Source organism: Streptomyces sp. NPDC107765 (assembly GCF_055657085.1).
On the sequence record NZ_JBVKBL010000001.1, the window covers coordinates 414,557 to 440,110 of the forward strand.

The 25,554-nt window shown below is 70.6% G+C and carries 28 protein-coding genes; 14 read left to right on the forward strand and 14 right to left on the reverse strand.

Translation table 11 applies throughout. The annotated features are described in order from the left end of the window. The first annotated feature begins 75 nt into the window (after window positions 1-75). Window positions 76-633 (forward strand): DinB family protein, encoded by a 558-nt coding sequence (locus ACZ7MX_RS02025; RefSeq protein ID WP_472128398.1) that lies wholly within the window; start codon window positions 76-78, stop codon window positions 631-633. A 63-nt stretch (window positions 634-696) separates the two neighbouring features. Here ACZ7MX_RS02025 and ACZ7MX_RS02030 read toward each other — a convergent pair whose 3' ends face one another. Beyond that, on the reverse strand, window positions 697-1,536 hold the full coding sequence (locus ACZ7MX_RS02030; RefSeq protein ID WP_472129258.1) for a helix-turn-helix domain-containing protein: 840 nt from the start codon (window positions 1,534-1,536) through the stop codon (window positions 697-699). A gap of 112 nt (window positions 1,537-1,648) precedes the next feature. Between ACZ7MX_RS02030 and ACZ7MX_RS02035 the strand changes: the two genes are divergently transcribed. Beyond that, window positions 1,649-2,362: an SDR family oxidoreductase gene (locus tag ACZ7MX_RS02035; protein WP_472128400.1), complete on the forward strand. Its 714-nt coding sequence runs from the start codon at window positions 1,649-1,651 to the stop codon at window positions 2,360-2,362. 178 nt (window positions 2,363-2,540) lie between these two features. On the opposite strand, the gene ACZ7MX_RS02040 is transcribed toward ACZ7MX_RS02035, so the two are convergent. After that, window positions 2,541-5,027, reverse strand: a complete 2,487-nt coding sequence (locus tag ACZ7MX_RS02040) for a HEAT repeat domain-containing protein (RefSeq protein WP_472128402.1) — start codon at window positions 5,025-5,027, stop codon at window positions 2,541-2,543. Window positions 5,028-5,314: 287 nt separating this feature from the next. Between ACZ7MX_RS02040 and ACZ7MX_RS02045 the strand changes: the two genes are divergently transcribed. Continuing rightward, complete coding sequence (locus ACZ7MX_RS02045) at window positions 5,315-5,830, forward strand: GNAT family N-acetyltransferase (RefSeq protein ID WP_472128404.1); 516 nt, start codon at window positions 5,315-5,317, stop codon at window positions 5,828-5,830. Window positions 5,831-5,877: 47 nt separating this feature from the next. Here the strand turns inward: ACZ7MX_RS02045 and ACZ7MX_RS02050 are convergent, their stop codons facing one another. Next, a complete protein-coding gene (locus tag ACZ7MX_RS02050; RefSeq protein ID WP_472128406.1) occupies window positions 5,878-6,222 on the reverse strand; it encodes an ArsR/SmtB family transcription factor in 345 nt (114 codons plus the stop codon). Between the two features lie 161 nt (window positions 6,223-6,383). Here ACZ7MX_RS02050 and ACZ7MX_RS02055 point away from each other — a divergent pair, with 161 nt between their 5' ends. Further along, entirely contained in the window at window positions 6,384-7,361 is a 978-nt protein-coding gene (locus ACZ7MX_RS02055) for a quinone oxidoreductase family protein (RefSeq protein ID WP_472128408.1), read from the forward strand. A 214-nt stretch (window positions 7,362-7,575) separates the two neighbouring features. Then, window positions 7,576-8,046, forward strand: a complete 471-nt coding sequence (locus ACZ7MX_RS02060; RefSeq protein WP_472128410.1) for a hypothetical protein — start codon at window positions 7,576-7,578, stop codon at window positions 8,044-8,046. A 101-nt stretch (window positions 8,047-8,147) separates the two neighbouring features. Here the strand turns inward: ACZ7MX_RS02060 and ACZ7MX_RS02065 are convergent, their stop codons facing one another. The 5 genes from ACZ7MX_RS02065 to ACZ7MX_RS02085 all read right to left on the reverse strand — a co-directional run bounded on the left by ACZ7MX_RS02065 (window position 8,148) and on the right by ACZ7MX_RS02085 (window position 11,510). Further along, window positions 8,148-8,537 (reverse strand): STAS domain-containing protein, encoded by a 390-nt coding sequence (locus ACZ7MX_RS02065; protein WP_472128412.1) that lies wholly within the window; start codon window positions 8,535-8,537, stop codon window positions 8,148-8,150. A 166-nt stretch (window positions 8,538-8,703) separates the two neighbouring features. Then, a complete protein-coding gene (locus ACZ7MX_RS02070; protein ID WP_472128414.1) occupies window positions 8,704-9,267 on the reverse strand; it encodes a ferritin-like domain-containing protein in 564 nt (187 codons plus the stop codon). A gap of 292 nt (window positions 9,268-9,559) precedes the next feature. After that, window positions 9,560-10,318: a DUF2182 domain-containing protein gene (locus ACZ7MX_RS02075; RefSeq protein ID WP_472128415.1), complete on the reverse strand. Its 759-nt coding sequence runs from the start codon at window positions 10,316-10,318 to the stop codon at window positions 9,560-9,562. Further along, a complete protein-coding gene (locus ACZ7MX_RS02080; RefSeq protein WP_472128417.1) occupies window positions 10,315-10,929 on the reverse strand; it encodes a DUF1326 domain-containing protein in 615 nt (204 codons plus the stop codon). Before ACZ7MX_RS02080 ends, ACZ7MX_RS02075 begins: the two co-directional genes overlap by 4 nt. A 341-nt stretch (window positions 10,930-11,270) precedes the next feature. Further along, window positions 11,271-11,510 carry a hypothetical protein gene (locus ACZ7MX_RS02085; protein WP_472128419.1) on the reverse strand — a complete coding sequence of 80 codons (240 nt, stop codon included), beginning with the start codon at window positions 11,508-11,510 and terminating at the stop codon, window positions 11,271-11,273. 410 nt (window positions 11,511-11,920) lie between these two features. Between ACZ7MX_RS02085 and ACZ7MX_RS02090 the strand changes: the two genes are divergently transcribed. Then, window positions 11,921-14,188, forward strand: a complete 2,268-nt coding sequence (locus ACZ7MX_RS02090) for a WD40 repeat domain-containing protein (RefSeq protein ID WP_472128421.1) — start codon at window positions 11,921-11,923, stop codon at window positions 14,186-14,188. A gap of 86 nt (window positions 14,189-14,274) precedes the next feature. Here the strand turns inward: ACZ7MX_RS02090 and ACZ7MX_RS02095 are convergent, their stop codons facing one another. Together ACZ7MX_RS02095 and ACZ7MX_RS02100 are read right to left on the reverse strand one after the other, a co-directional pair. Then, a complete protein-coding gene (locus ACZ7MX_RS02095) occupies window positions 14,275-14,682 on the reverse strand; it encodes a DUF3224 domain-containing protein (RefSeq protein ID WP_472128423.1) in 408 nt (135 codons plus the stop codon). 109 nt (window positions 14,683-14,791) lie between these two features. Continuing rightward, window positions 14,792-15,010: a hypothetical protein gene (locus tag ACZ7MX_RS02100; RefSeq protein ID WP_472128425.1), complete on the reverse strand. Its 219-nt coding sequence runs from the start codon at window positions 15,008-15,010 to the stop codon at window positions 14,792-14,794. Window positions 15,011-15,138: 128 nt separating this feature from the next. On the opposite strand from ACZ7MX_RS02100, the gene ACZ7MX_RS02105 reads away from it, so the two are divergent. The 3 genes from ACZ7MX_RS02105 to ACZ7MX_RS02115 all read left to right on the forward strand — a co-directional run bounded on the left by ACZ7MX_RS02105 (window position 15,139) and on the right by ACZ7MX_RS02115 (window position 17,177). Continuing rightward, entirely contained in the window at window positions 15,139-15,999 is an 861-nt protein-coding gene (locus tag ACZ7MX_RS02105; protein WP_472128427.1) for a HipA family kinase, read from the forward strand. 9 nt (window positions 16,000-16,008) lie between these two features. Further along, window positions 16,009-16,647, forward strand: coding sequence for a TetR/AcrR family transcriptional regulator (locus ACZ7MX_RS02110; protein ID WP_472128429.1), 639 nt, complete (start codon window positions 16,009-16,011; stop codon window positions 16,645-16,647). Window positions 16,648-16,772: 125 nt separating this feature from the next. Further along, window positions 16,773-17,177: a VOC family protein gene (locus tag ACZ7MX_RS02115; protein WP_472128431.1), complete on the forward strand. Its 405-nt coding sequence runs from the start codon at window positions 16,773-16,775 to the stop codon at window positions 17,175-17,177. A 137-nt stretch (window positions 17,178-17,314) separates the two neighbouring features. On the opposite strand, the gene ACZ7MX_RS02120 is transcribed toward ACZ7MX_RS02115, so the two are convergent. Then, the gene (locus tag ACZ7MX_RS02120; RefSeq protein WP_472128433.1) at window positions 17,315-17,914 is read right to left on the reverse strand and encodes a TetR/AcrR family transcriptional regulator; all 600 of its coding nucleotides are present in this window, start codon (window positions 17,912-17,914) and stop codon (window positions 17,315-17,317) included. A gap of 194 nt (window positions 17,915-18,108) precedes the next feature. On the opposite strand from ACZ7MX_RS02120, the gene ACZ7MX_RS02125 reads away from it, so the two are divergent. The 4 genes from ACZ7MX_RS02125 (at window position 18,109) to ACZ7MX_RS02140 (ending at window position 20,057) form a co-directional block, all read left to right on the forward strand. Continuing rightward, window positions 18,109-18,864 carry a class I SAM-dependent methyltransferase gene (locus tag ACZ7MX_RS02125; RefSeq protein ID WP_472128435.1) on the forward strand — a complete coding sequence of 252 codons (756 nt, stop codon included), beginning with the start codon at window positions 18,109-18,111 and terminating at the stop codon, window positions 18,862-18,864. A 216-nt stretch (window positions 18,865-19,080) separates the two neighbouring features. Further along, window positions 19,081-19,251 carry a hypothetical protein gene (locus ACZ7MX_RS02130; RefSeq protein ID WP_030410393.1) on the forward strand — a complete coding sequence of 57 codons (171 nt, stop codon included), beginning with the start codon at window positions 19,081-19,083 and terminating at the stop codon, window positions 19,249-19,251. A 216-nt stretch (window positions 19,252-19,467) separates the two neighbouring features. Next, a complete protein-coding gene (locus ACZ7MX_RS02135; protein WP_472128437.1) occupies window positions 19,468-19,758 on the forward strand; it encodes a DUF5133 domain-containing protein in 291 nt (96 codons plus the stop codon). Window positions 19,759-19,883: 125 nt separating this feature from the next. Further along, window positions 19,884-20,057, forward strand: coding sequence for a CsbD family protein (locus ACZ7MX_RS02140; RefSeq protein WP_472128439.1), 174 nt, complete (start codon window positions 19,884-19,886; stop codon window positions 20,055-20,057). Between the two features lie 142 nt (window positions 20,058-20,199). Here ACZ7MX_RS02140 and ACZ7MX_RS02145 read toward each other — a convergent pair whose 3' ends face one another. The 3 genes from ACZ7MX_RS02145 to ACZ7MX_RS02155 all read right to left on the reverse strand — a co-directional run bounded on the left by ACZ7MX_RS02145 (window position 20,200) and on the right by ACZ7MX_RS02155 (window position 23,905). Continuing rightward, entirely contained in the window at window positions 20,200-21,081 is an 882-nt protein-coding gene (locus ACZ7MX_RS02145) for an RNA polymerase sigma factor SigF (RefSeq protein WP_472128441.1), read from the reverse strand. 83 nt (window positions 21,082-21,164) lie between these two features. Next, on the reverse strand, window positions 21,165-22,766 hold the full coding sequence (locus ACZ7MX_RS02150; RefSeq protein WP_472129260.1) for an FMN-binding glutamate synthase family protein: 1,602 nt from the start codon (window positions 22,764-22,766) through the stop codon (window positions 21,165-21,167). Between the two features lie 344 nt (window positions 22,767-23,110). After that, the gene (locus ACZ7MX_RS02155) at window positions 23,111-23,905 is read right to left on the reverse strand and encodes a restriction endonuclease (RefSeq protein WP_472128443.1); all 795 of its coding nucleotides are present in this window, start codon (window positions 23,903-23,905) and stop codon (window positions 23,111-23,113) included. Window positions 23,906-24,050: 145 nt separating this feature from the next. On the opposite strand from ACZ7MX_RS02155, the gene ACZ7MX_RS02160 reads away from it, so the two are divergent. After that, window positions 24,051-25,484 (forward strand): carboxylesterase/lipase family protein, encoded by a 1,434-nt coding sequence (locus tag ACZ7MX_RS02160; protein ID WP_472128445.1) that lies wholly within the window; start codon window positions 24,051-24,053, stop codon window positions 25,482-25,484. Window positions 25,485-25,554: the final 70 nt, after the last annotated feature.

A 25,554-nucleotide genomic window follows, 5' to 3' on the forward strand; every position in this document is an offset into this window, starting at 1 on the left:
AGGACAGAGACTGACCTATATGAGCTTTAGCGTGGTCCTGACCGACGGAACAGAAACGCCCGAAAGGCAGAGACCATGAGCGGCAACGAACCGGCCATCCGTGACCAGGCAGAGCGTCCGGCCGTCAGCGGCGAGCGCGCCGAATGGCTTGAGGCACTGGCCAAGCACCGGGGCTTCCTCCGCTTCACCACCCGTGACCTGACCGACGAGCAGGCCGGGCTGCGGACCACCGCCAGCGAACTGTGCCTGGGCGGTCTGGTCAAACACGTCACCGCGGTCGAGAAGAACTGGGTCGCCTTCATCCTGAACGGTCCCTCCGCGATGCCGGACTTCACGGCGATGACTGAGGCCGACTGGGCCAGTCATGCAGACACCTTCCGGCTGCTGCCCGGTGAGACGCTGGCCGGTGTGCTGGACGACTACGCGGAAGTGGCCCGCCGGACCGATGACGTGGTAGCCACTCTGCCCGACCTGGGGGCCGCCTGGCCGCTGCCGAAGGCCCCGTGGTTCGAGTCCGGCGCCCAGTGGTCGGCCCGCCGGGTACTGATGCACATCATCGCCGAGACCGCTCAGCACGCCGGCCACGCCGACATCATCCGCGAGTCCATGGATGGCGCCAAGAGCATGGGCTAGCGCGGAGCGGCGGGGACGGATGGCGCCTGACTTGGCCCATGGCGGGAACGCTCACGCCTTGACTCAGCCCCGCTGGTCACGCGCTCCCACCTGCTCGCTGGTCATGGCCAGCAGGAGCAGCGCGTCGTGTTCGGCGGTGCCGGGCGCGGCCTGGTAGACGAGCATGCGTTGGCCGTCGCCGGCGACGCCGAGTATCTCGTTGGCCAGGGTGAGCGGGCCGATGACCGGATGCTGGAACGCGGTCCGGCCGCCGCGCTTGACCCGGACGTCGTGCCGGCGCCACAGCGCGGCGAACTCGCTGCTGGCCGCGCACATTTCGGTGATCAGGGCGGCAGTGCGCTCGGGTGCGGTCACCTCGGCGGTGTGAAGGTGCGCCACGCAGTTGCCGGCCACTCGGTCCCAGTCGGCGAAGACCGTCCGCGCGGCAGGGTGCAGGAAGGTGTACCGGATCGTGTTGCGCTGGGCGGGAGGCCAGTCGTCGAGTCCCGGCATCAGGGCCAGGCCCTCCGGGTTGGCGGCCAACACGTCGTTGACGTCGCTGAGTACGTACGCCGGGCCGGGCCGGAGCGATTCCAGCAGCAGTCTCAGACCGGGGCGTACGGGCTGCGGGTCGACCGGCCGGCGCCGCGGCGTGCGCCCGGCGGCGCGGTCGGCCAGGGCGAGCAGGTGAGCGTGCTCGTCGTCGGTGAGCCGCAGGGCGCGGGCCAGTGCGTTGAGCACCGCGTCGCTGGGCGCGGTCTCCCTGCCCTGTTCGATGCGGGTGTAGTAGTCCATGCTGACCCCGGCGAGCGCGGCCAGCTCCTCGCGGCGGAGGCCGGGGGCCCGACGGATGCCCGGCCCGGTAGGCAGACCGACGTCGGCCGGGCCGATCCGCCCGCGCCGGATCCGAAGGAACTCAGCCATCGCGTTCACGCCGTCGAGTGTGCCATCGGGTGGTCCGTTCCTGGGTGGCCGTATCGCACCCAGGAACCGCACGGCCTTCCCGGCCCGGCAGCGGACGGCGGAACCTCGGCTCATGACTGACGCACTCATCATCGGAGGCAGCTCCGGCATGGGCCTGGCCCTGGCCCGGACCCTGCTGGCCGAGGGCATGGACGTAACGATCGTCGGCCGGTCCGCAGACCGGCTCGGCGCGGCTCGGGCGGAGCTGGAGCGAACCGCGCGGGGGAAGGTCGGCACGGTACGGGCGGACATCGGGCGCGAAGAGGAGGTCGCCGAACTGTTCGCCGGAGTGGGGCGGGTGGAGCATGTGGCGGTCACCGCGATGGACGCGAGCGGGGCATACGGCCGGACCGCCGAGGTCACCTCGGCCACCGCGAGGTCCGTTGTGGACACCAAGCTGCTCGGCGCGTGGCTCGTGGGCAAACACGCAGCCGGGCGGGTGACCGGCTCGATCACGTACACCTCGGGCATCAACGCCTACCGGCCGAACGGTTCCAACACCATCGTGGCCGCTGCCAACGGCGCGCTCGCCTCGCTGACTTACGGGCTGGCGATCGAACTGGCCCCGGTGCGGGTCAACGTCGTTTCACCGGGCTGGGTGGACACCCCCATCTGGGACCAACTCGGCATGGACAAGCAGGCGGCGTTCGCCGAACTGGCCGGGCGGCTCCCGGTCCGGCGTATCGGCACGCCCGACGACATCGCCCAGGCATTCGTCTCGGTGATGCACAACGGATTCGTCACCGGGACGGTCCTGCATGTCGATGGCGGCCACCGCCTCCTGTGAACGCGCACCGGCGCCGCCGCCCGTCCGGCGGTCGGCGGTGCCGCAGACGAGCGTGTGGCCCTACCTGTTCGATCCGGGCGGCTCGTCCCCACCAGCACACCCCAGGCCACCACCACTGCGCGTTCTGGGACGCCCTCGGGTGATCCGCCGAGACGTGCCGTGAGCGATGAGGCGAGCCTCATGTGCGGGCGAGGAGGGCGGTGGCCCGGGCGCAAAGCGTTTCGTCCTCAGCGGTGTTGTGGCGGAAGCGCGTGCGGGTGGGCCGGCCCGGGTTGTCCAGGCGACGTGGGTCGGCCAGCTCGTCGCGTAGGAGGGCGGCCAGTCCGGGCGGCAGTGGCGCGGCCGGGTCCTCGCGATGGAGTCCGGCGGCGATGACGGAGCGGACCGAGCGATCGGCCTGCCACGCCGTGAGCAGCGCGGTGTCCGCGGCGGTCCGGTCCGCCGCGTTGCCCGTGCCCGCGGTGATCGCTCGGAGGGCCAGCGCCGCGCGGGCGGCGGTGAGCGTGCCGGCATGCGGCGCGTCGAGGCAGGCCCGGACGGCGGGCGCCAGTGGGGTCGCCGCGAGTCCCATCACCGCAGCCAGCTCCAGCGCCTCGTGGCCGGCGTGCCAGTCCCTGGTGTTCCCGGCGGTGTTCTCGACGACGGCGGTGAGCACCGGCAGTATCTCCGTCGCGTCCTGTCCGGCGTGCCACAGCGCCCGGGCGGCACCGACCCGGGCGTACGGGGAGGGGTCGGCGAGGAGGCGGCACAGCAGCGCCGTGTGGTCGGCGGCGTCGGGACCGAGGCCGTCCGGTGACGCGAGCAGGAGGATTCCGGCTCGGTGCAGTCCGGTCCCCTGCTCCTCCGCCTGCTCGGCCAGTGCGTCGAGGAAGGGTGCGATCACGCCGGCGGATTCCGCAAAGCCCGTCGACCGCAGCGCGGACAGCAGGCGGGCGGCCTCGTCCAGAGCGCTGTCGTCCCCCGGTTCCTCCGCCGTTCGCTCGGCGATTTGCTGCAGGCGGGCCCCCAACTCCGGCAGCATCCCGGCTGCGTGCGTGCCGAGGTCCCGGCACCAGCCGGGCAGCCCCTCAGGGAGCGCCCTGCCGTACAGCAACTCCCCGAGCAGCCGGGCGCCCCGCTCGTCCCCGGCGGCCACCAGGAGCTGGAGGCACTCGCCGCCGGCGTCCCGCTCCCATCCGTGTCCGGTGCGGTAGCCGGAAGCGTCGGCGATGCGGTGGGCGGCGTCCAGGATGTCGTCGGTCAACGGCAGGCAGCAGCACCGCAGTTCCTCGGCCGCGGCGGCAGCGGTGGCGGCGCTGACGCGTGCGTCCGAACCGGAGGTGGCTGCGGTCCCGGCGTCCTCGGACGTGCCGCACTCGGGCGTGCCCTCCTCGGTTTGCGCCGCCATGGTCTCGGCGTACGCCGCGAGCACCCCACCGAGGAGTGCCGCCGCCTCCGCCGCTTCCGGCTTGGGCACGCGCCAGCCGCCGTAGAGCTCCCTCACCCGGTCGAAAACGTCCCCGCGCACGCAGGGCGCGGTACGCCGCAGATCGTGCAGCACCAGCCGGTGGCGGTCGTGCAATCGGCTGCCGAGCGCTCCATGGAGGTCGTGTAGGGCGTCCACCAGCCGCGCCTCGATGTCCTCGGGGTAGGCCTGCGCCCGCAGGTCGCGCAGGTAGGAGAGCATCGTGCCGGAGTCCGGGCCGCTTTCCGGGGCCGGCGCCGGCCGACCGCTCGCCCGGTCGAGGGCCGCGATGGCCCGGTCGGCGACGTTCGGTGGCAGCGCGTCGGGGGCGTGTGCCGCGAGGGCGGTGAGCGCGGTGAGGACGGTGGCCGGGTCCTCCCTGAGGGCCGATGTCTCCGCGCGGTCCGATGTCTTCGCGAGGTCGCACGCGTCCGCGAGGTCGGACGCCTCCGCGAGGGCCGGCGGCTCCCCGGCGCGGGCCGCTCCGGAGTGGCGGCCGGTCGTGGTGTCGTCCGGCTGCGGCCCGGTGGCGAGGCGGCGCAGCAGGTCGACCGCCGCCTGGACGTGCCCGGTCCGCGCGCCGGACCCGGCTCCGCGGCCGGCCTCGCGGTCGGTGAGCCGGCCGAGCAGGTCGGCCACGTCCTCGACGAGCGACTGCCGGGTGGCCGGGTCGGGCTCGGCGCGCAGACACCCGGTCAGCGCGGGCAGCAACGGCTCGGGCTCGTCGGCGCACCGCACGAGGAACGTGGCCGCCGCCGCCCGCACGTCCGGGTCGGCGTCCGTGAGCAGCCGCACCATCGACGGCACCGCGGCGGCCAGCGCCCGCCCGGCGAGCAGTCCGTGGGCGCACGCGTACTCCTCCCACCACTCGTCCGGCTCCCACCCGGCGGCAGCCGCCTCGGCGAGCGCCGCCTCCGGGTCGGGCATGCTGTCCCCGGCCTCCTCGGCGGCGGCGTGCGCGGTGGCGCCGATGCTGGTCAGCAGGCCGATGACGGGGCCCCGGTCGGGCGCGTCCGGCTCCTGGGCGAGGGCCAGGAGGTGGGGTATGCACGCGAGCGACGAGTCGTACACGTCCCCCTGGTGGTGCACGCCCCCGTACAGCGCGTCCAGCGCGCGCTCGCGGGTCACGGCGTCGTCGGACCGCAGGTCGTGCAGAAGGCCGGGGACGTCCTCGGCGGTTCCGTACGCGTGCGTCAGCTCGGCCCAATCCACGTCGTTCATGTCGCAGAAAGCTAACAGCGCGACGAGGCGGTGGGCCTCCCGGGCCCGGGGAACGAGACCGCGCCACCCACCGCTGACGCGGCCCCTGTTGTCTGTCGCCCCGCCAAAAAAGCCTTGCCCTCGCCTGGGTGACGTGGTTACTGTCGCGCGGCGCAGGAAGCGCGTGATCACGGGACAAGGGAGGTTGATGAATATGGCCGCCGACGGCTCTCTTCAGCATGCCCTTCTCCGGCCCGCCGCGTGAGCAGAACGCGGTCCGGGTCGTTCCCCCCAACCAGGAGTGACACGTGAATTCCTGCACCGCCTCAGCCCATGCTGAGCTGACCACCGACCGTCTCGTTCTCCGGCCCTGGACCGCGGCCGAGGCCACCGCAGCGCTCGACGGCACCAGGTCGCCCCATTGGGCCGACGACTTCCCCGCCGAAGGCGACCGTGTCATCGCGGGCCTCCTCGACCAGCACCCCGGCTGGCTCGGCGAACACGGCCACCGCCTGATCATCGAGCGTGCCGGCGGCCTGGTGGTGGGCTCCATCGGCCTGTTCTGGCCGCCCAACGAGGGGGCCCTCGAAATCGGCTACGGCATCGTGGCCTCCCGCCGCGGCCGGGGCTACGCCCCTGAGGCCACGCGTGCGCTCGCCGCCTTCGCGCTCACCGCGCCCGGCGTCCATACCGTGGTCGCCAGCGTGGAGTTGCCGAACCCGGCCTCCGTCCGCGTACTGGAAAAGGCCGGCTTCCAGCGCTGGACCACCGAGGAGAACGTGGCCCGCTTCAGGGTCAGGAAGCTGAATTCTCAGGAGCGATGACCCCGTGGGTCGGCGGCCTGCCGCCGACCCACCCGGTCGCCGATTGCTCAGTCGGTGTCGTCGGCGCGGAGGATCAGATCGAGCAGCCCGGGGAAGCGCGCGTCGAACTCCTCCCGGCGCAGTCGGTTGACCCGCTTGGGGCCCACGTCGCGCTGTTCGACCAGTCCGGCGCCGCGCAGGACCGAGAAGTGGTGACTGAGTGCGGCTTTGCCGACCGGTACGTCGAAGCTGCCGCAGCTGCGGGTCCAGTCGGCGGAGCCCGCCAGCTCGCGGACCAGCGTCAGACGCACGGCGTCGGCGAGCGCGGACAACGCGGTCAGGAGGGAAACGTCCTCGGGATCGGTGTGCACCGGCGCCGCGCGGTGACTGCCGCCCTCCGTCTGGTTCGCCATATCCCTCTCCTCACCGTGCGCGTCGCGTCGTCGCCGGACACCTGTGGGGCCCGGCCGAGGCGATCGCGCTGCCGCTGCCGCTTGCCGAGTGTTCGATGAGCATCGTACAGTGCCAGTGTTCGCTTTCCATTGAACACTCTGTCGAAGGATGCGTCCCACCCATGCGTGCAATCGAGTTCCAGCAGTACGGCGGCCCCGAGGTACTCAAGGTCGTGCAGGCCGAACCGCCCTCGCCGGGGCCGGGCCAGGTCACCATCGATGCCGCCTATGCCGGCGTGAACTTCGCGGACCTCAAGGCACGCGCCGAGGGGTACCGGGTGACCTCGCTGCCCTTCCGGCCCGGCCTGGAGGTCTCCGGACGGATCCGGGCCGTCGGCCACGGCGTCGAGGGGCTGCGCCCGGGACAAGAGGTCGTCGCGCTTGTCAACAGCGGCGCCTACGCGGAGGTGGTGCTCGCCGAAGCCACCACTGTCTTTCCGCTTCCCGACGGCCTGGACCTACGGACCGCAGCCGCGCTCCCCACCGTATTGCCGACAGCGCATGCCCTGCTCCACGAGGTGGGGCGCCTGCGCGCCGGAGAGAGCGTGCTGGTGCACGGCGCGGCAGGAGGCATCGGCACCGTGGCCGGACAACTGGCCCGGGCGGCCGGCGCGGCTGCTGTGTACGGCGTGGTCTCCTCCACGGCCAAGGCCGGGCACGCCCTCAAGCACGGCTACGACGAGGTGTTCACCGCCGACACCTTCTCCGACGACGTCCGCCGCGTCACCCACGGCAGGGGCGTCGACCTGGTACTCGACCCGGTGGGCGGCGATACCCTCCGCCGCGGGCTCGACGCACTGGCCGTCTTCGGCCGCCTGGTCTCCTTCGGCAACGCCGGCGGGGCCGAGCCGTGGCAGGTCGGACAGCCCGAGCTCTACGCGCAAGGCCGTTCCGTCGCGGGCTTCTCCATCCTGGCGCTCGCGCAGTCGGCGCCCGAGGCGCTGCGCTCGCTGGCTGAGCGGGCCTTCCGCTCCGTCATCGACGGCACCGTGGCACTCCCGATCACCGCGGAGTTCCCCCTGTCGGAGGCGGCCGAGGCCCACCGGCTGATGGGCGGGCGCACCTCCACGGGCAAGCTGCTGCTGCGCACGACCGACTGAGCCCGGCACAGCCGAGCGGGCGCCGCGTGGATCGCGTTGGCGATGGTGGCCACCCATACCTACGCCCTCCAAGCCTGACGAGGGGAAGTAGGCGCAGTTCCCACGGGCGTCCCAGGGCTCCGGCGGGCTCGGCGTCGCCGGCAGTCGGCTCACCTCCGCAGGAGCAGCCGGAGCCGACTCGTGGCCGCAGCCGCACCCTCGGTACCTTTCCGACGTGAGCAAGACAAGTGACTCCCCTGCGGGCCCGTACGACGACCGACCGACGGGCCCTCCCGCGGCCCCCGCGGACGCGCCCGCCACCACCGCTGAAACAGCCACCGGCAGGCAGCGGAAGATCCCCAAATCACCGGTGAAGAAGCCCAGTTGGGACGCCTGGTCCGCCGGCAAGTCGGCCGGGATGATCCTGCTGATGCTTCCGGTACTGGCCGTGGTTGCCTTCGTCGCGCAGATTTTTGAGGCGTTGTATTACGCGGCGGTGTGCGTCTTCTACGTGATCACCAGCCCGTACTGGATCACCCGGACCCTCTGGCGGGCCCTCCGCCCGGTGCAGACGGCGGAGCACGCGGCCCGCCGGAGCGAGGCGCGGGAGGCCATCAGCTCTACGGCGAAGGGCTGCGGCTGTGTGCTGGCCGGCCTGGCGATTCCCGCGGTCATCATCGTCGTGGTGGCGCTCGCCAACTACTGACCAACCACTACTGACCAGCAACTACGGAGCAGAAACTACTGACCAGCACCGGCCGGGCCGGACGGCCCTGTTCCGTGCCTCCGGAATCCCGGCGGGTGCGCTCAGGAGGGCGGAGTGGACTCCGGCAGGGACGCGGCGGCGAGCTCGAACAGTGCTTCCTCCGGAGTGTCCCGGACCGGCGTGGTGAAGCTGATCCCCGTCAGGTCGAGCAGTCGCCGGACGGTCGGTGACACGGCGGCCAGGTGCACACTCCCACCGACCTGCCGGGTGTCATTGTGCGCCCTGATGATGACGTTCAGCCCCGAGGAATCCATGAACGGAACCTCCCGCAGGTCCAGCACGAGATACCGCCGGCCGTGCGCGAGTTGATTGGCGAGCTGGTGGTGCAGGGCGATACCGGTGTCGGTGTCGAGCTCACCGCGCACCGCGACCATCGCGGTCCGCTCGTCGATGACGGTGACTTCCACGCTCAACGCATCGGAATCAGGCATGTGTGGGGCTCCCTCACTGTGGTCGGCAATGCACTGTGTCCTCGCGCATGCGCTGGGTCCTTGGTCATGCGCTGTGTCCTCGGGCATGCGCGGTGGTCTTGCTCCTGCACTGTGGCCTCGCGCATGTGCCGTGTCCTGGCTCGCCGAGAGGACACCGAACACCCGGTCAGGTCCGGTCGGGCAGTTCGCTCGTGGTGTTCCGGGGGATCCGCTCCAGCAGGCCCCGCAGGTCGTCGGCGTGTTCTTCCTCCTGTGCGAGGAGTTCCTCGAAGACCCTGCGGGTCGTCGGATCGCCGTCGCCCAGCCACTGGGCGATCTCCGTGTAGGAGGCCACGGCCACGCGTTCGGCAACCAAGTCCTCCTTGATCATCTCGACCAGGTCGGTACTGGCGTCGTAACCGGCGTGCGAACGCTTCGTCAGGGTGTCGGGATCAAAATCCGGTTCACCACCGAGCTGGGCGATGCGCTGGGCCAGTTTGTCGGCGTGCTGCTGTTCCTCCGCGGCGTGTTCCAGAAACTCGGCCGCGACGGGTTCCGAATACAGCCCGGACGCCGTGTAGTAATGCCGCTTGTACCGGAGCGTGCAGACGATCTCCGTGGCCAGGGCCTCGTTGAGCACCTGGAGAACCCGCTCCAGGTCCGCGCCGTAGGCATCCGTGATCGGGCCCTTCTCGATCTCCCGGCGCGCTCGCTCGCGGATGGTTTCGATGTCCGTGAGGAATTCAGCCATGGCCTTCTCCGGTCCACCTCTCCGTCCGAACCCGTCACCGTGCTCCCGGAGGAACGCCCACCACCCTGCTGGGAAATCCAGGCACTGCGATACCGCGAACCGGAAGAACGTATGTCGGATGTCGTGCTTGATCTGTGCCGATGCATCGCCTGCCCCGATGATCAGGCGCTATTCCTGGTTCTTCGACCGGGTCACGCGGGAGTTGGGGATGCGGTGACTGCCTGGTGGGCCGCCGCGGCCGCGCTTGCGGACGGGCAGGCGGGCGCGAGCCCTCGGCCGGGGCGGGGCACCCTCACATCCCCGTCATACCGCCGCCGGTCAGGCCCGGGGCCAGCGCCGGAACCCAGATCACGGCGACGGCCAGTGCGAGCGAGGCGATCCCCACGGCACGGGCCACCAGGCGGCCGACCGGAACGAGCTTCTCGGCGGTGATCACGGCGGCCAGGATCACCATGGCCCACAGGTTCATCAGACCGAACGCCGCCAGCAGCACCATCAGCGACCAGCAGCAGCCCAGACAGAAGGCTCCGTGGTGCGCCCCGGCGCGCAGATCACGCGAGCGCCCCGGGTACGAGGCGTAGCGCAGCATCAGTCCGAGCGGTGAGCGGCACCTCGCCAGGCAGCGGTCTTTGAGGGGCGTCAGCTGGTAGACGCCGCTGACCGCGAACACGGCCGCGGCTGCTGTCGTCCCCACCCCGGCGGGGAGGCTCGCCGCCCGGCCCAGGCCGACGGCCAGGGCGTAGGCCGGCAGTCCGGCCGCGGCCCAGACGAGCAGGTAGGCGACCGTGAAGACGCCCATGCGCGGCGCCCGGTGCGCGGTGAGGGTACGTGCGTACAGCGCGGCGACGGGCGCCGTGGCGGGCAGCATCATCGCGGCCATCATCAGCGTCCACACGGCCAGGAAGGCGGGCAGGCCCAGTCCCATGGTGCCGGGCATCGCCGGCGTGCCGCCCCAGCGCGTCACCACCCAGACCCAAGCGGCGGCCGCCGCGACCAGCAGCAGCCCGGAGGAGCCCACCGTGCGGCCGGCGGTAACCGGTCTGTCGTTCACGCCGCCCACGTGAAGGGCGCGTAGTGTCCGTTGCCGCCGGTGAAGTCCCAGGACCGGCCGTACACGCCCGCGCCCGTCGCCCGGGTGGACCGGGCGATCGTCAACGTGCTGCTTGCCGGGTGGAACATGCCGGTCAGGCCCATCACCGGACCGTCCTCACCGAACTGCGGGGCGACCTGGTCCTCGATCTCGATGTCGATGGCGTCGCCCACCCGTGCGGCGTGGCGGCGGCCGTCGTCGCGGTAGTCGATGGGAACGCGCTGCACGCCGAGGACCCCGCCGATGAGCGGAGTGAGCACCGACATCGGCCCGCCTGCCTGGCCGGAGAAGACCTTGCCCAGCGCCTCCGCCTGACCGTCGTCGGCCGAAGCATCGATGTACAACGCCACCTGCCAGTCCCCCTCGGCCATCACCCGGGGCCCGTCGACGAAGACGGCGACGCTGCGGTCGGACACGTCCACGCCGTCCACGTTCCCGTTGTCCACATGGAACGCGAAGGTCACCTGGCAGCGCTCGTGGTCGGCCGGAGCGGTAAGGCCCGAGGTGGTGCAGGGGCACACCACGTCGCAATTGCAGCTTTCCAGGTACGTGCCGGTCAGTTTCCAGGACATGGCTCTTCCTCCCTGTTTTCGCGTCCCCGCCGCGAAGGGAATGCATCGGGCTGTGCGCCCCGTCCCGGTGTCGCTCTCTTCCATGCTATTCCCGACGGTTCTGCGTCGCGCAGAGCCACTGCCATGCGATCACCGACGCAGGTCAGCACCCACTCGGGTAAGCACCGGCTCAGGTGATCACTGGCTCAGGTAAGCACCGATTCGCTTGATCACAGCACTCGCGGAGCTACGCCACTGCTCGTATCGGCGCGTTTCCTCCACCGCCGAGCTGATCCCGCGGGTCTGCTCGTCGACGGACGAGGAGCAGACCCACGTCGCTCTCCCTCGCGCTCGGCGCGTTGTCACCGGATGAGGGAGCGCAGGACCGGGATGCTGGCGCCGGCCGCCGCCATCCCGGCGACGACTGCTGCCGCGACCGGCGTCCCGGCGAGAGCCGTCAGACAACCGACGACGATCCCGATGACGACGGCAGCCAGCAGCACGACGGTGGTGTGTACGGACAGGAACGGCGCCTCCGGCCCGGACTCGGCCCGGTCGGTGGGAGGCACAGGGACAGAGGGAGAGTGGTTCGCGTTCGACATGCCTCAACTCTGGCCCCGAGAACCGCCATGACCGGCATCGATCGAACGAACCCGCAAAGCGCTGATCAGCTCGGTACAACCGTTCAGCAACGGCCGCGTTCAGTCGAACACTTTCGCGTTCAGGCTTGTTCAGGAAAGTTCACACCCGTTCGTCGGAGGAGCCCTACCCTGCTGTTCCGGGACGCAGCGGGGGGAAGAACGTGGTCGACCAGCACGTGGCGGAAGGCAGCTACGAAGAGGCACTCGCGGACTTGGGGACGCGGCTGACACGGCTGAAAGCGCAGCGGGGCCGACCACCGCTACGCAAGATCGAAGCGCGCGCGAAGAAGTTGTTCGGCGAGGGGGCCTCGTTACCTCTCGGGACCCAGAGCGCCGCTTTCAACGGCAGGCCCGTCAGGATGGACACCCTCATGCTCATCGTGCGAACCCTGCTGTCCTGGGACGAGTACGGTGAGGAATGTCCTCCGCCCGACCGCAGAGCCCCGGAGCTGGAGGAATGGCGCACGCGGTGGACAGCTGCGACCGCGCTGCAGTCGAGGCGCCGGAGTACCGCCCTCCGCACGCCGGTCTCTTCCGAACGGCCGGACCCCGACGCCGTCATGGCTCGGGAACGCCCTGAAGGGGACTCGACGCCTGCGCCACCCCTGCGCCTGCGCGACAAGTACGGCCTGCCGATCGTCGACGGCAGCCGCGCTGTCTACTGCCTGGCTTTCTCCCCGGACGGGCGCTGCTTGGCCGCCGGCGGCGCGGACGGGACAGTTCAGCTCTGGGACACCGCCACCGCGCGCGGCGGAGGCGACGCCAAGCCGCTCGGCGCCCCGCTCACCGGGCATGTGGGGCCGGTCTACGGGGTGCACTTCTCGCAGGACGGGCGGTGCATGGCGACGTGCGGCGCTGACGGCTCGGTGCGCCTGTGGGACACCTACTCGCGCGCGCCGGTCGGCGACCCCCTGACGGGCCACGACGGTCCGGTCCACGCCGTCAGGTTTCGAGGCAACGGAAGCCAGGTGGTCGCGGCCGGCGCCGACGGCACCGTCCGGCAGTGGCTCACGTACTCGCTCAAGCCGTACGGCACACCGCTCGACGGACATGACACCCCGATCATCGCGCTGGCAACGCCCGGCTCCGGTCTTGCGGCCGGTGACGCCAACGGCTCGGTGAAGTGGTGGACCCAGGACTCGGACGAGCCCACCCGATTCCTGGCGCGATACGGCCCGGTATTCGCGATGGCCGACCAGGCGTTCACCCTCGCCGTCGGGCACGCGAGCGGGGCGGTGTACGTGAAAAACACCAGACAGGACGACGACGCCGAGGTGACGACCTTGAGTCCGCCCGGCAGCGCCGTCTACGCAGTGGCGATGCTTCCCGGGAGCTCGCGTCTGGTGGCGGCGGGGAGCCATGACGGCACGCTACGGGTATGGGCCCAGGAGGACGATACGGGGCCGTTCGTCGCAGAACTGCACGAGGGCCCGATCTTCGCGGTCGCCTTTTCCCCTGACGGCACGTTCGTCGCTACTGCCGGCGCCGACGGAGACGTCCAGCTGAGGAACTTCACCGTGGAACTCCTCGGCAAGGCTCTGCACGGCCGGCGGGCTTTCGCACTCCCGACAGCCGCCCGCCCCACGATCCCCCGCACCCCCACTCCTGCCGGAGACGACCACCCACAGCCGGCGGAACCGCTTGCCACGAGCGCGGTGCACCACGCCCTGCGGCACGGCCACCACGTCGCACTGCCTCCGCTTCACTGCCCGCACAGCGTCCGAGCGGTGGTGTTCTCGCCGGACGGCCGTCTCCTGGCCACCGGAGCAGAGGACGGATCGGTGCACCTGTGGGACCCCCTCACCCGAGAGCCCATCGGTACCCGGCTCACCCAACGCGGCGGAATGGCCCGGTCGTTGGTCTTCTCGCCGGACAGCCGCTTGTTGGCCGCCGTTCACACCGGCAGGCCCGTCCAGCTGTGGGACACCGCGACCCATGAACTCGTGGGTGAGCTGCCTGCCCCCACCGGCTCGATCAGGGCAGCGGCGTTCTCCCACGACGGCAAGGTGCTGGCGACGGGCGGCACCGACAGCGCGGTACGCCTGTGGGCTCCCGCCACGCAGAAGGCCGTTCGGGAACCGCTCATCGGCCACGGAAGCCCGATCGAGTCATTGGCGATCTCTCCCGGTGGGCTCCTCGTTGCCGTCGAGCGCGGCAACAGGGCGTGGCTGTGGGACATGGCCGCATGGGAACTGACCCCGGCCCACAACAGCCTGCAGCCGTTGCTCAGTGCCGGGCCCTCCGTCACTGCCATGGCCCTCTCGCCGGACGGCAGGGTCCTCGCACTGGGTGGCTTGATGGAGGGAGTGCGGCTCTGCAACCTCCAGACCCGCCACCGCACCTGGACGGTGATCACCGGCAGCCGGGTACCGAAGATCCTCGCACCGAAGGCACTTGCTTTCTCACCGGATCAGCAATGGCTGGCCGTCGGAGGCGAGGAGCGCTCCGTGTGGTTGCTGCGGACGGACGGGGGTGACGGGGTCGGCGCGGAGCTCACGGGCCACTGCGACACCGTGCGCGCGGTCGCGTTCTCACCGGACAGCTCACTGGTCGCCACCGCTTCCGACGACCGAAGGGTACGGCTGTGGACGGTCCCTCACCACCGGAAGCCCGGACCGGACACGCCGCAGACGTCGTGAGTGCCTGAGACGACGGTGAACCCGAGCCTCGTGGGCCGCACCGTGGGGCTGCATCCCGCTGCGACTCGGGTTCAATGCGTCCCGGACTACTGGCCGACTTCGTAGTCGAACCAGATGCGATGAGTGCCGTCCGCGTCGACTGCGACGCCGCCCGTCCCGGTGATCCCCGTCAACGCGCCCGTCCCACTCGCCGGCACGATCACGAAGAACTCACCCTGCCTCCCTTCGCCCAAGGTCGTCGCGGAGTGCGCGAAATTGAAGGTGCCCGCCTGCCCGTGGAGCGTCCCTTCGAACGACTCCATGGCGACATACGTCCCGGTTCCGGTGGACTGGTCGAACGCGGCGGTGAACAGGGTGGCGGAGCGCCCGGCGACCTCGCCCTCGTACTGCTTCTCCATCGTGGCGACGCCAACGGGCAGTGCCGTCTCGACCATGGGGCTCGGTACCGGTGCCGGGGTGAAGTCCGCAACGGTGAATGTTCCTGAGGCTCGCATGCCCGGAGCGTATTCCGCACCACTGACATCGGCGCCGAGCAGTCCGGTCGTGATGTGCCGCACCGCACCCCCTACCCGTCCAGCGGGAGCGCCTTGTGCCCACGCGCGCTTAGGTGAGTCCCCCGGTATGCCGGACCCGGGCACGTTCCAGGGCCGCGTCGAAGTCGCGTTGGGTGTCGTCGCACCAGCACAGCAGGTCGGTGAGGACCTGCTGGAGGGTCTCGCCGGGGCTGCGGCGCCAGCCGTCGCCGGAGAGCGTGTACGTCTGCAGGGCCGCGTTGGCGCGCCGCACCGCCGCGTCCCGCCCGCCGGGCTCGTTCATGTCCATCGTTCGTCCTCCTGTCGAAGCGTCCCACAAAACCTTAGTGGACTGTATATTTGCAGTGCACTTCAGTTTTTTTTGGATTCGGTTCGGCCGGTTGCCAACCGCGAGTACGGGAGCAGGGGCGGGAACGCATGGCGACATCCTCGGACGCACTGCGCACGGTCACGGCCGTCCGCTACGTGACCCCGTTGCGCGGCGGCGGATCCGTCCCCGGCATCGTCGAGACCGACGACCTGGGGACGTACGTCGTCAAGTTCACCGGCTCCGCGCAGGGGCGCAAGGCGCTCGTCGCCGAGGTGATCGTCGGCGAACTCGCCCGCCAACTGGGCTTCCGCACGCCCGAGTTGGTGCTGGTGCGGTTCGATCCCGCGGTCGCCCGGGAGGAGCCGCACCAGGAGGTACAGGACCTCCTGCGCGCCAGTGCGGGACTCAACCTCGGAGTTGACCACCTGCCGGGTGCCGCCGACTTCACGCCGGGCGCGCTGGACGTCGACCCGGCGGAGGCCGCCCGCATCGTCTGGCTCGATGCGTTCACCGCCAACGTGGACCGCACGGTGCACAGCCCCAACCTCCTGACCTGGCCGACCTCCGGCCACCGCCCGCCCCGCCTGTGGCTGATCGACCACGGCGCCGCCCTGGTCTTCCACCACCGCTGGGCGGACGCCGCGGACGCGGCCGGCAGGGCTTACGACCTCCGGTGGCACGCTCTGGGCTCGCACCACCTCGACCTGGGGGCTGCGGACGCCGACCTCGCACACCGGGTCACGCCGGAGCTGCTCCGCCAGGTCGTCGCCGCGGTCCCGGACGTCTGGCTGGCCGGTGAGCCGGGGTTCTCCGGACCGGACGAGGTCCGCGCGGCGTACGTCCGCCACCTCGCCGCACGGGCCCAGCTGTCCGACCGGTGGCTCCTCAACGGCCACGCGCCGCCATCGGACCCGTGCCCGCAGCCGGCGACAACGCTGCAATGCACTGCAAAACAGGAGGGCGGTTAGACTCCCGCCATGGGCGACGGGCTGCGGGAGCGCAAGAAGCGGCAGACGCGGCAGCGCATCTCCGAGACAGCCATCGGCCTGTTCGTGGCGCGGGGCTTCGACCACGTCACCATCGCCGAGGTAGCGGCGGCCGCGGAGGTGTCGGTCAACACCCTCTACAACTACTACGAGTCCAAGGAAGACCTCGTCCTCCCGCCGGACGAGGCATCTCCGCAGCGGCTCGCCGACATGGTGCGCGCCCGGCAGCCGGGCGAGTCCGCCGCGCGGGCCGTGCTCGCCGGACTCCGCGACGAACTACGGCGCCGCGACCGCAAGATCGGCTTGAGCACGGGATTCGCCCCGGTCTTCGAGATGATGCGGGCGGCCCCCACGCTCACCGCCCGACTGGAGGACCTCGGCCGGCAGATGACCGATGCGCTCGCCGCGGTCCTGGCCGAGGAGACCGGCGCCCCACCCGGGGACCAGACACCGCGCGTGGTGGCCAGCCAGATCGGCTGGTTCCACTCGCTGGTCTACAGCGAGATCGGCCGACGCATCGTGGCAGGCGAGAAGCCCGCCGGCATCGCCGAAGCCGCCCTCGAACTCCTCGACGTGGTCGAGCAGATGCTGAGCGAACCGGCCCTCGACTACGCCACCCGCAAGGAGTGAGACGCCCGTGGTGCCGGACGCCGGCAGTGTCAGACACCCGCCGTCCGCAGTTGCGTGACGGGGCGGTCCCCGGGTATCCGACGGGTACGGCGGGCGAGGGCCTGCCCCGGAGGGAGGGATCCAGAATGGCCGTCGCCAAAAGCAGCGTACTGGTGCTGGACGCTGCCGAACCTGAGGAACTGGCCGAGTTCTACGCCCGATTCCTCGGCGGCACGTCACGCGTCGGCAGCCATCCGGACTACATAGAGATCGTCGAGTCCGCGGGCGTCCGCATCGTCGTCCGACGGGACCACGGCGCCGCGCCGCCGAGCTGGCCTCGGCCGGACACCTCGCAGCAGGCACATCTGCACTTCGTGGTCCCCCAGGACGACATGGACCAGGCGGAGCGTGAGGCGATCGACCTCGGTGCGCGGCCCTTGGAGACGCGGGACAACGGCGGGTCGTTCGACATCCGGCGATATGCGGATCCCGCAGGACATCCCTTCGTCCTGGCCGCCCTTGAGGGGCACGGAACCGCGTATTTGCGGTGACGGCCCGGGGCGGGTCCCCAACCGCCGAGCCGGCAACCGCCCCTCAGCCCTTCCCAAGGTGCGACAGCCCCTTCCCCAGGCGCGATAGCCGCTTGCCGAGGTGCGATCCCCTGTCACGCCGCCCACTGCCAAGCTCCTCATCGCAGCGGTTCTCGCTGGACGCCGGCAACGACCGCGGTCACGACCTTGCGGACGGCGCCGGCCTCCGGCGGAGTGCTGTGCCGGTCGGCGAACAGCATGTGCACGGCCCCGATCAGCGTCGGTGCGAGCGTGTCCACGTCGGCGTCTGCGGTCAGGCGCCCGAGTTCCCGCTCGGCGGTGAGATAGGCAGCGATTCCGGACGCGGCATCGGTCAGGACGGGGACGCCGGTGGGCCTGGCCTTGCGCAGTTGGGCGCGTAGCTCGTCCCGGGAGGTGACGAGGCTGATGAGCGCCACCGCGACCGACCCGAACAGGTCCATCAATGCCCGGGTGAGGTTGTCGGCGACGGTGCCGGTTCCGGCGGACTCGCGCAGGGCCGTCGCCTGGTCGTCGATGCGGGCGACGCGGTCCAGTACGAGCTCGGCGAGGAAGGCGTCGAAGTCGGCGAAGTGCCGGTGCAGCACGCCCTTGGCGCAGCCCGCCTCCGCGGTGACCGCCCGGCTGGTCAGCGCGCTCGGCCCGGCTCGGAGCAGAACGCGCTCGGCGGCACTGAACAGTTGATCGCGTACGTCGCGGATGGCTACTCCGGTGGGCACCAGGCATCTCCCTCTTCTCTTGATCGGCTTGTATCGGTCCGTGTCCATCATTGACGAGTGGGCATGTGCCCACTCATAGTGGGCACATGCCCACTCTACCGCCGGAGCGAGCCCCTCGTTCCCTCCACGCAACCCGACACCACGCGACCCGGCAACGCACGAACCAACAACAGCCGACCCATGACCTCCGCCAGGTGGCGGAGTCCTTCGGTTCGGACGCCGAACGGTACGACCGGGCTCGGCCCCGCTACCCCCAAGCCCTGGTGGACCGCATCGTCGCCGCCAGCCCCGGCCCGGACGTCCTCGACGTCGGCTGCGGAACCGGCATCGTGGCCCGGCAGTTCGAAGCGGCCGGCTCCCGGGTGCTGGGCGTCGACGTCGACGCGCGGATGGCCGACCTGGCCCGGCAGCGCGGGCTCGACGTCGAGGTGGCGTCCTTCGAGGACTGGGACCCAGCCGGCCGGACGTTCGACGCTGTCGTCTCCGGCCAGACCTGGCACTGGGTGGACCCGGTCGCCGGCGCCACCAAGGCGGCGCAGGCACTGCACTCCCACGGTCTGCTGGCCCTGTTCTGGAACGCGGGCCAGCCCTCGCCCGAAGTGGCCGAAGCCTTCTCCGAGGTCTACCGCCGGGTGATGCCCGACTCGCTCGCTGCCCGGCAAGCGACGACGCCGGCCGTGGACGGCTACACGGCGCTGTGCACCAAGGCAGCCGATGGCCTGCGCAAAGTGGGCAGCTTCACCGACCCCGAGCTGTGGCGATTCGACTGGGAACAGCTCTACGCACGGGACGAGTGGCTGGACCAACTGCCCACCCAGGGGGCCTTCACGCGACTCCCGCGAGCCCAGCTGGAGGAGGTGTCGGCAGGCGTCGGCGCCGCGATCGACGCCGCGGGAGGCAGCTTCACGATGCACTACGCCACGGTGGCAGTCACCGCGAAGCGCACCTGAAGCTGGACCGGCCGGTACCGCCAGTACCGCCCGGTCCAGCTCCGACATCTCCTCACCACTCCCCCTCCGGATCGAGGTCCCCACCCACGACGGCGACGAGCGCTTCTGCGTCCGCGCCGCTCAACGGGTGCCTGGCACCCGCCACATAAGAAATACGTGAAAGGAAAGGTGTGGCGGCGGAGAGTGCGGGCACACGGTTTTTGGAGGTTGATAACTATGGTCCCCCTTCTTCTGGTTCTGCTTCTTGCCCTGCTTCTTTTCGGCGCCGGATTCGCGCTCAAGGCCCTGTGGATCGTGGCCGTGATCGTGCTCGCGGTGTGGTTGCTGGGCTTTGTTGTACGCTCGGCCGGACCTACCGGAAAGCGGGGTCGCTGGTATCGCTGGTGACGAGTGGTTCCCAGTGAAAGTCCAGTGAAAGGGTTGGGCCCCGGCACTCTTGGTGCCGGGGCCCAACCCTTTGGCCGTCGGGCATGTGTCCCTGCACAGACATTTCCGATCCGTTCCGGCCAACATGGACCGAAAACGGCGGTGAAGTACGGCGGTGAAGCACGTCTTCGCGGGTAAACGGCACTCGAAGTCGATCTCCACGAGAGAGGAACTGCTGTGCTGAAGCCCCATCCGGCAATACTGCGGGATCTTGTGAAGCAGTACGAGGAACTTCGTGCCCTGAGCTCGGCGCGGAGTTCGACGGAGACCAGGCGCCGCACGGAGGACCTCGCCTACACGCTCTGCGTCTCCACCGGAACCCGGACCGTCGAAGCCGCCCTGGCTTTTGCCGCCGAACAACTCGAAGCGGATCTGGCGGAGTCGGCGTACGCACCGGGCGCCCCGTCGGTGCTGCCACTCGCCATCTCAAGACTCTTAGCTGTTTTTGGTCTCCGACCGGATCGATAGGAATTATCGTCCCCGCAACGGACACCAGAGAGATATGACGGCCCGCGGGCACGGAAACTAAATCATCGATGCATCACGAACGATGAGTTCGATGAGGTCGATCGGATCGATGAAGGGAGATCGCGATGAGCGCAGAGGAAAAGGCCAAGGCGAAGGCCGAGCAGGTCACCGGAAAGGCGGAGAAGGCGGCGGGTCGCGCCGTGGGGAACGAGCGCGCGGAAGCCGAGGGCTCGGCCAGGGAATCCAAGGGCGACCTGCGGAGCGCGAAGGAAAAGGCCAAGGACGCCCTTGACGACTGAGCGCTGAGAAAGTGAGCACTAAGAAACGCTGAGCAGCACTGAGTGCTGAGAAACTGAGCACCGCACAATCCTCGCGCCTGTCGGGTGCGGATCCGTTCCCAAGTGAACTGGCCCGCACCCGACAGGCGTTGGTGTATCCGCGTCAGTCCGTGCGGAGCATGGCGGTGCGCAGCTGGCCCAGGCAGCGGTTGAGCAGACGAGAGACATGCATCTGGGAGATGCCCAGGATTTCGCCTATCTCGGCCTGGGTCATCTCCTGGCCGAAGCGGAGTTCCAGTAGCCGGCGGTCGCGGTCCTCCAGCCGGTCCAGCAGCGGCTTGAGCGTGTGCAGGTCCTCGAAGAGGAACATCTCCTCGTCGTAGTCACCGAGGAGGTCCGCGAGCGGCACGTCATTGCCTTCGTCCCCGATGGTGACGTCGATGGACGAGGCGCTGTAGCCGTTGGCGGCGACCTGCCCCTCCATGACCTCTTCCTCTGAAATGTCCAGATGAGCCGCCAATTCGGAGACCTTGGGGTCCCGGCCCAGCTCGTTGGCGAGGTGCTCATTGGCGCGGGCGAGGTCGACCCGCAACTCCTGCAGCCGCCGGGGCACCCGTACGTCCCAGGTGGTGTCGCGGAAGAAGCGCTTCATCTCGCCCGTGATGTACGGGATGGCGAGCGTGGTGAACTCCACGTTGCGCGACAGGTCGTAGCGGTCGATGGCCTTGATCAGGCCGATCGTGCCGACCTGCATGATGTCCTCGAGATCATCGCCGCGGTTGCGGAACCGCCGGGCCGCGTAACGCACCAGCGAGAGGTTCATCTCGATGAGCGTGTTGCGCGCGTACTGGTACTCGGGCGTGCCCTCCTCCAGCTTCTCCAACTGCTCGAAGAACAGATGGGTCAGGTCCCGGGCGTCGCCGGGGGCGAGGTTCTCGGGCGACTCGATCAGGGGCAACTCGGCGGGCGGAGCGGGTACCGCGGTCGGTCCGTCGACGACGCCGATGTCCTGCGTGGTCTCCGCCCTCGCGCTGCTGACGCTCATGAGTGACTCCTCCCTCTTCGTAAGGCCCCGGTCGAGGGAGCTCCTGCCCCGACTGCCACCGAGCATGTACATCTTTTGTGAGGTCAGACGGTGAAGCAGTCGGGGTCGGCCGCCGCCCAGTCCGCGGCCCAGTCCTGCGGGGGAACGGCCAGCAGCTCGCCCGGGGAGAGCCACTCGTACAGCTCCTCGTACGAGCGGACGGTGAGCGGGTCGAGGCGGCGGCGCAGCATGTGGGGGCGGAGTTCGTCGGGGTGCTGGACACCCATGGAGCCCATGATCTTCAGGGCGCTGTCCACCGTCGCCTTCTGGAACCGGTGCACGCGCGCGGACTTGTCCGCCACGTCCAGCGCCCGGGCCCGGTGCGGGTCCTGGGTGGCCACCCCGACGGGACAGGTGTTGGTGTGGCATCGCTGGGCCTGTATGCAGCCGACGGCCATCATCATGGCGCGTGCCGCGTTGGTGAAGTCGGCGCCCTGGATCATGCGCTTGACCATGTCCGCGCCGGTGGCCACCTTGCCGCTCGCGCCGATCTTGATCCGGTCCCGCAGTCCGCAGCCGACCAGGGCGTTGTGCACGGTGATCAGGCCCTCGGTCAGCGGAGCGCCCAGGTGGTCGGCGAACTCCAGAGGGGCGGCCCCGGTGCCGCCCTCGGCGCCGTCGACGATGATGAAGTCCGGGGTGACGCCCTCCTGGACCATGGCCTTGCAGACCGCGAGGAACTGCCGTCGGGAGCCGACGCAGAGCTTGAAGCCGGTGGGTTTGCCACCCGCCAGTGCGCGCATCCGCGCGAGGAAGCGGACGAGTTCGCGCGGGGTGGAGAAGGTCCGGTGGTAGGGCGGGGAGGTCACCGTCCGTCCTTCGGGCACCTCCCGGACCCGGGCGATCTCCGCGCTCACCTTGTCGCCGGGCAGGACGCCGCCGATGCCCGGCTTCGCGCCCTGGGACAGCTTCAGCGAGACGCACTTGATGCTGTCGTGCGCCGCCTTGTCGGCGAACTCGGACGGTGAGAAGGCGCCCTGCGCGGTCCGGCAGCCGAAGTATCCGGTCCCGATTTCCCAGACGAGATCGCCACCGTGCCGCAGGTGGTACTCGGACAGACCGCCCTCCCCGGTGTCGTGGGCGAAGCCGCCGAGGGCGGCACCGCGGTTCAGGGCGAGGATCGCGTGGGCGGACAGCGAGCCGAAGCTCATCGCCGAGACGTTCAGCAGCGCCATGTCGTACGGCCGGGTGCAGTCCGGGCCGCCGAGCCGGACCGTGGGGTGCCGGTCGGGAACCGGCTTGGGGGCCATCGACGGCACCATGAACTCGTAACCGGCGGCATAGACGTCACGTTCGGTGCCGAACGGCTCCTCCGCCTCGGTGCCCTTGGCCCGCTCGTAGATGAGGCTGCGCACATCGCGGTCGAAGGGCCGGCCGTCGAAGTTGCGCTCGATGAAGTACTGCTGCAGCTCCGGCCTGATCGTCTCCAGCGCGAACCGCAGATGTCCGATGACCGGGTAGTTGCGCAGCACCGAGTGCCGGCGCTGCGCCAGGTCAGCGGCGCCGACCCCGCCGAGGGCGAGGAAGACCAGCGCCGGCGGCCACCACCAGGGCGACGCCAGCACCGCCGCCGCGACGAGTCCAACGGCGACTACGAGCAGCGCCGCCACCGAGAGCCACCGGAGCAGGTGGGCGAAGGGACGCATGCGCGCGCCGCCCGGCCGTCCGCCGGAGCCGGCCCGCGAACCGCTGACGCCAGCGTGGGTGGTCACCATCAGCTCCCCAGAAGTAGGGCGACGGCCCCGCATCGCGACGGATGCCGGGGAACGGGCGGGCGGGGCCGGGCCGTTGGATCAACGCTGGCCGTTTACCCGCCCGCCCCCGCTTCAGTCGGAGTCGTGCTGGTCGTGGGCTTGCCGGTCGACGTACCGCGGGAGCATCTCGCTCGCAGGTGTGCTGGACATCCCGCCATGGGCCGGATGGGCTCGACGACCGGCACTCCGTACGGGCGCGCCGGGTGCGGCGCTCCGCTGCCTGTCCGGCCATGCGCTCACTCCCACGGCGCCGGACCGGTACCGGACGCCCAGCCGACGAGGTCGTCCTGGTCGAAGCAGAGGATGGCGCACTGTTCGGCGTATTCCCGCGCCGGATCGGTGAAGGCGCTGGTGGTGACGACGGCGGCAACATCGGCGCCGTGGACGGTGAAGCAGGTGCCGCCGAAGCGCTGCAGTTCCTGGGAGCCCACCTTGTTGTCCGCGCCGTAGCGCTTGCACTGGATGACGACGCTACGGCCGTCGGGGGCCACGGCCACCACGTCCGCGCCGAGGTCGTTGGCGCCGCCGACCACCCGGACGTCCTCGCAGCCGTCGCGCGCGCACAGGCCGGCCACCGCCTCCTCGAACGCGTCGGCGTCCATTGCGGCGTAGTCGTCGATCTCCGGCGGGCGAGGGTCGACGTCCACCACCGGGCGGGGGCAGGCATCTTCCGCCGCCGGCGCGTCGAGTTCCTCCACCGCGCTCGGTCCGACGGTCTCCCCCAGGGGTACGAGCACACGTTCCCCGGCCACTCCCCCACAGGCCGCGCACGTCCGCCCGCCCGGCACCCGCCGGGCGGCGGCCCGCCGGCGCCGTCCCCGACGCAGCAGCAACACCAGCGCCCCGACGACGACCAGCCCGACGACAACCGCGGGGCCAGGGTGCGCACTTGCGGAGGCCATGGCCTTCTGCACGGTCAGGCCCACTCCGGTGACGGCGATCGCGAGGAGCCCGAACGAGAGGGTCAGCTGCCGCAGACTGAAGACAGGCCGGCGGCGCGGGGGCCTCGGCCGGCGTATGGGGGTCACCATGGTCTGTTTTTGCCTCTCCCAATGGTCGACGAAGATTCTTTGGATCTTGTGCCCCCAACTCGGGGCTCCTCACGGAGGTGGGCTGCCCGGCCCTCGCTCGCCGGCCTGTCGTGGCCAGGAGAACCGCTTGGCTTGGGAGGACCACATGAATCCAGTGGTGGTGACGTCCGCGGGCAAGGTCCGCGGGACCGGCCGGGACGGGATCGCGTGCTTCCAGGGCATTCCCTTCGCCGCGCCGCCCGAGGGCCCCCTGAGGTTCCTTCCCCCTGCCCCGCCCCCGGGATGGGACGGGACCCGGGACGCGCGCGCATTCGGTGCCGCGCCTCCGCAGCGGGCCCCGGCGCCGCGGGCTCCGGCGATGTGGCAGCCCGGCGACGGGCTGGACTGCCTGACGGTGAACGTCTGGACGCCTGACCCGAGTGCGGCCGGCCTGCCCGTCATGGTGTGGATCTACGGGGGTCTGTGGAAACACGGATCGGCGAGCATGCCTCACTACGACGCGACCACGCTCGCCGACTCGGGAGTGGTCGTGGTGACCTTCAACTACCGGGTTGGCTTCGAGGGCTTCGCCCATCTGCCCGGCGTCCCGGACAACCGTGGGCTGCGTGACCAGGTCGCCGCCCTGGAATGGGTCCGGGACAACATCGCCGCCTTCGGTGGCGACGCCGGCAACGTGACTGTCTTCGGCCAGTCCGCCGGAGCCGCCTCCGCCGTCCTCCTCATGGCCGCACCGGCAGCCCGGGGCCTGTTCCGACGTGCGATTGCCCAGAGCATCCCGGCACGGGTCCGCACCCGGGCGGAGGCCGAGACGGTCACCGCCACGATCGCGCAGGCCGTGGGCGTCCCGGCGACACGGGACGCGTTGGCATGCCTGGCGCCCCAGGCACTCCTGGCGGTCCAGGACGCGCCGCTACGCGGCCGCGAAGCCGGCTTCACCGCCTTCGGTCCCGTCATCGACGGGGATCTGGTGACCGGGCAGCCCTGGACCGCCCTGGAAGCGGGCGCGGGCCACGATGTCGACCTGATCTGCGGTTTCACCCACGACGAATACCAAGGCCAGGGCCCGGTCCCGGACTCCCCAGAGGGAATCGACCTGGGACTGGTCGCCGAGGCGATCGGCCTCGGCAAACAGGCGGCGGCCGCCTACCGCCGGAGCCACCCCGGGCTCACCGACACCGACCTGTTCACGGTCATGTTGTCCGACGCACTCGTCCGGATGCCGACCACCCGGGTCGCCCGGGCCCATGCACATGCCGGTGGCCGCACCTGGCTGTACGACTTCACCTGGCAAAGTCCCACCCTCGGGGCCGCCCACGGCATCGACGTCCCGTTCACCTTCGGCAATCCCACCAGCCGGTACGCCACCCGGTTCCTGGGCTCGCCACCGCCCCCCGGCTTCACCGACCTCTCCCGTCAGCTGCGCACTGCCTGGACCTCCTTCGCGTCCACCGGCGACCCAGGATGGCCACGCTTCACCCTGGACCAGCGGACCACCAGACTCTGGAACCTCCCACCCACCGACACCGCCTTCCCCCTGGAAGCCTCCCGACGAATCTGGGAACCCGGCACCACCGCATAAGCACTGCTGGGGGCGCGCGACGCAGGGGCCGGGCAAGCTGAACCTTGCCCGGCCCCTCCTTGTTCGGCCA

Bases quoted from the DNA above. Each gene is read 5' to 3' on its own strand.
- ACZ7MX_RS02025 (WP_472128398.1), top strand. From the start codon at position 76: ATGAGCGGCAACGAACCGGCCATCCGTGACCAGGCAGAGCGTCCGGCC.
- ACZ7MX_RS02030 (WP_472129258.1), bottom strand. From the start codon at position 1,536: ATGGCTGAGTTCCTTCGGATCCGGCGCGGGCGGATCGGCCCGGCCGAC.
- ACZ7MX_RS02035 (WP_472128400.1), top strand. From the start codon at position 1,649: ATGACTGACGCACTCATCATCGGAGGCAGCTCCGGCATGGGCCTGGCC.
- ACZ7MX_RS02040 (WP_472128402.1), bottom strand. From the start codon at position 5,027: ATGAACGACGTGGATTGGGCCGAGCTGACGCACGCGTACGGAACCGCC.
- ACZ7MX_RS02050 (WP_472128406.1), bottom strand. From the start codon at position 6,222: ATGGCGAACCAGACGGAGGGCGGCAGTCACCGCGCGGCGCCGGTGCAC.
- ACZ7MX_RS02055 (WP_472128408.1), top strand. From the start codon at position 6,384: ATGCGTGCAATCGAGTTCCAGCAGTACGGCGGCCCCGAGGTACTCAAG.
- ACZ7MX_RS02065 (WP_472128412.1), bottom strand. From the start codon at position 8,537: ATGCCTGATTCCGATGCGTTGAGCGTGGAAGTCACCGTCATCGACGAG.
- ACZ7MX_RS02070 (WP_472128414.1), bottom strand. From the start codon at position 9,267: ATGGCTGAATTCCTCACGGACATCGAAACCATCCGCGAGCGAGCGCGC.
- ACZ7MX_RS02080 (WP_472128417.1), bottom strand. From the start codon at position 10,929: ATGTCCTGGAAACTGACCGGCACGTACCTGGAAAGCTGCAATTGCGAC.
- ACZ7MX_RS02085 (WP_472128419.1), bottom strand. From the start codon at position 11,510: ATGTCGAACGCGAACCACTCTCCCTCTGTCCCTGTGCCTCCCACCGAC.
- ACZ7MX_RS02090 (WP_472128421.1), top strand. From the start codon at position 11,921: ATGCTCATCGTGCGAACCCTGCTGTCCTGGGACGAGTACGGTGAGGAA.
- ACZ7MX_RS02095 (WP_472128423.1), bottom strand. From the start codon at position 14,682: ATGCGAGCCTCAGGAACATTCACCGTTGCGGACTTCACCCCGGCACCG.
- ACZ7MX_RS02100 (WP_472128425.1), bottom strand. From the start codon at position 15,010: ATGGACATGAACGAGCCCGGCGGGCGGGACGCGGCGGTGCGGCGCGCC.
- ACZ7MX_RS02105 (WP_472128427.1), top strand. From the start codon at position 15,139: ATGGCGACATCCTCGGACGCACTGCGCACGGTCACGGCCGTCCGCTAC.
- ACZ7MX_RS02110 (WP_472128429.1), top strand. From the start codon at position 16,009: ATGGGCGACGGGCTGCGGGAGCGCAAGAAGCGGCAGACGCGGCAGCGC.
- ACZ7MX_RS02115 (WP_472128431.1), top strand. From the start codon at position 16,773: ATGGCCGTCGCCAAAAGCAGCGTACTGGTGCTGGACGCTGCCGAACCT.
- ACZ7MX_RS02130 (WP_030410393.1), top strand. From the start codon at position 19,081: ATGGTCCCCCTTCTTCTGGTTCTGCTTCTTGCCCTGCTTCTTTTCGGC.
- ACZ7MX_RS02140 (WP_472128439.1), top strand. From the start codon at position 19,884: ATGAGCGCAGAGGAAAAGGCCAAGGCGAAGGCCGAGCAGGTCACCGGA.
- ACZ7MX_RS02145 (WP_472128441.1), bottom strand. From the start codon at position 21,081: ATGAGCGTCAGCAGCGCGAGGGCGGAGACCACGCAGGACATCGGCGTC.
- ACZ7MX_RS02150 (WP_472129260.1), bottom strand. From the start codon at position 22,766: ATGCGTCCCTTCGCCCACCTGCTCCGGTGGCTCTCGGTGGCGGCGCTG.
- ACZ7MX_RS02155 (WP_472128443.1), bottom strand. From the start codon at position 23,905: ATGGTGACCCCCATACGCCGGCCGAGGCCCCCGCGCCGCCGGCCTGTC.
- ACZ7MX_RS02160 (WP_472128445.1), top strand. From the start codon at position 24,051: ATGAATCCAGTGGTGGTGACGTCCGCGGGCAAGGTCCGCGGGACCGGC.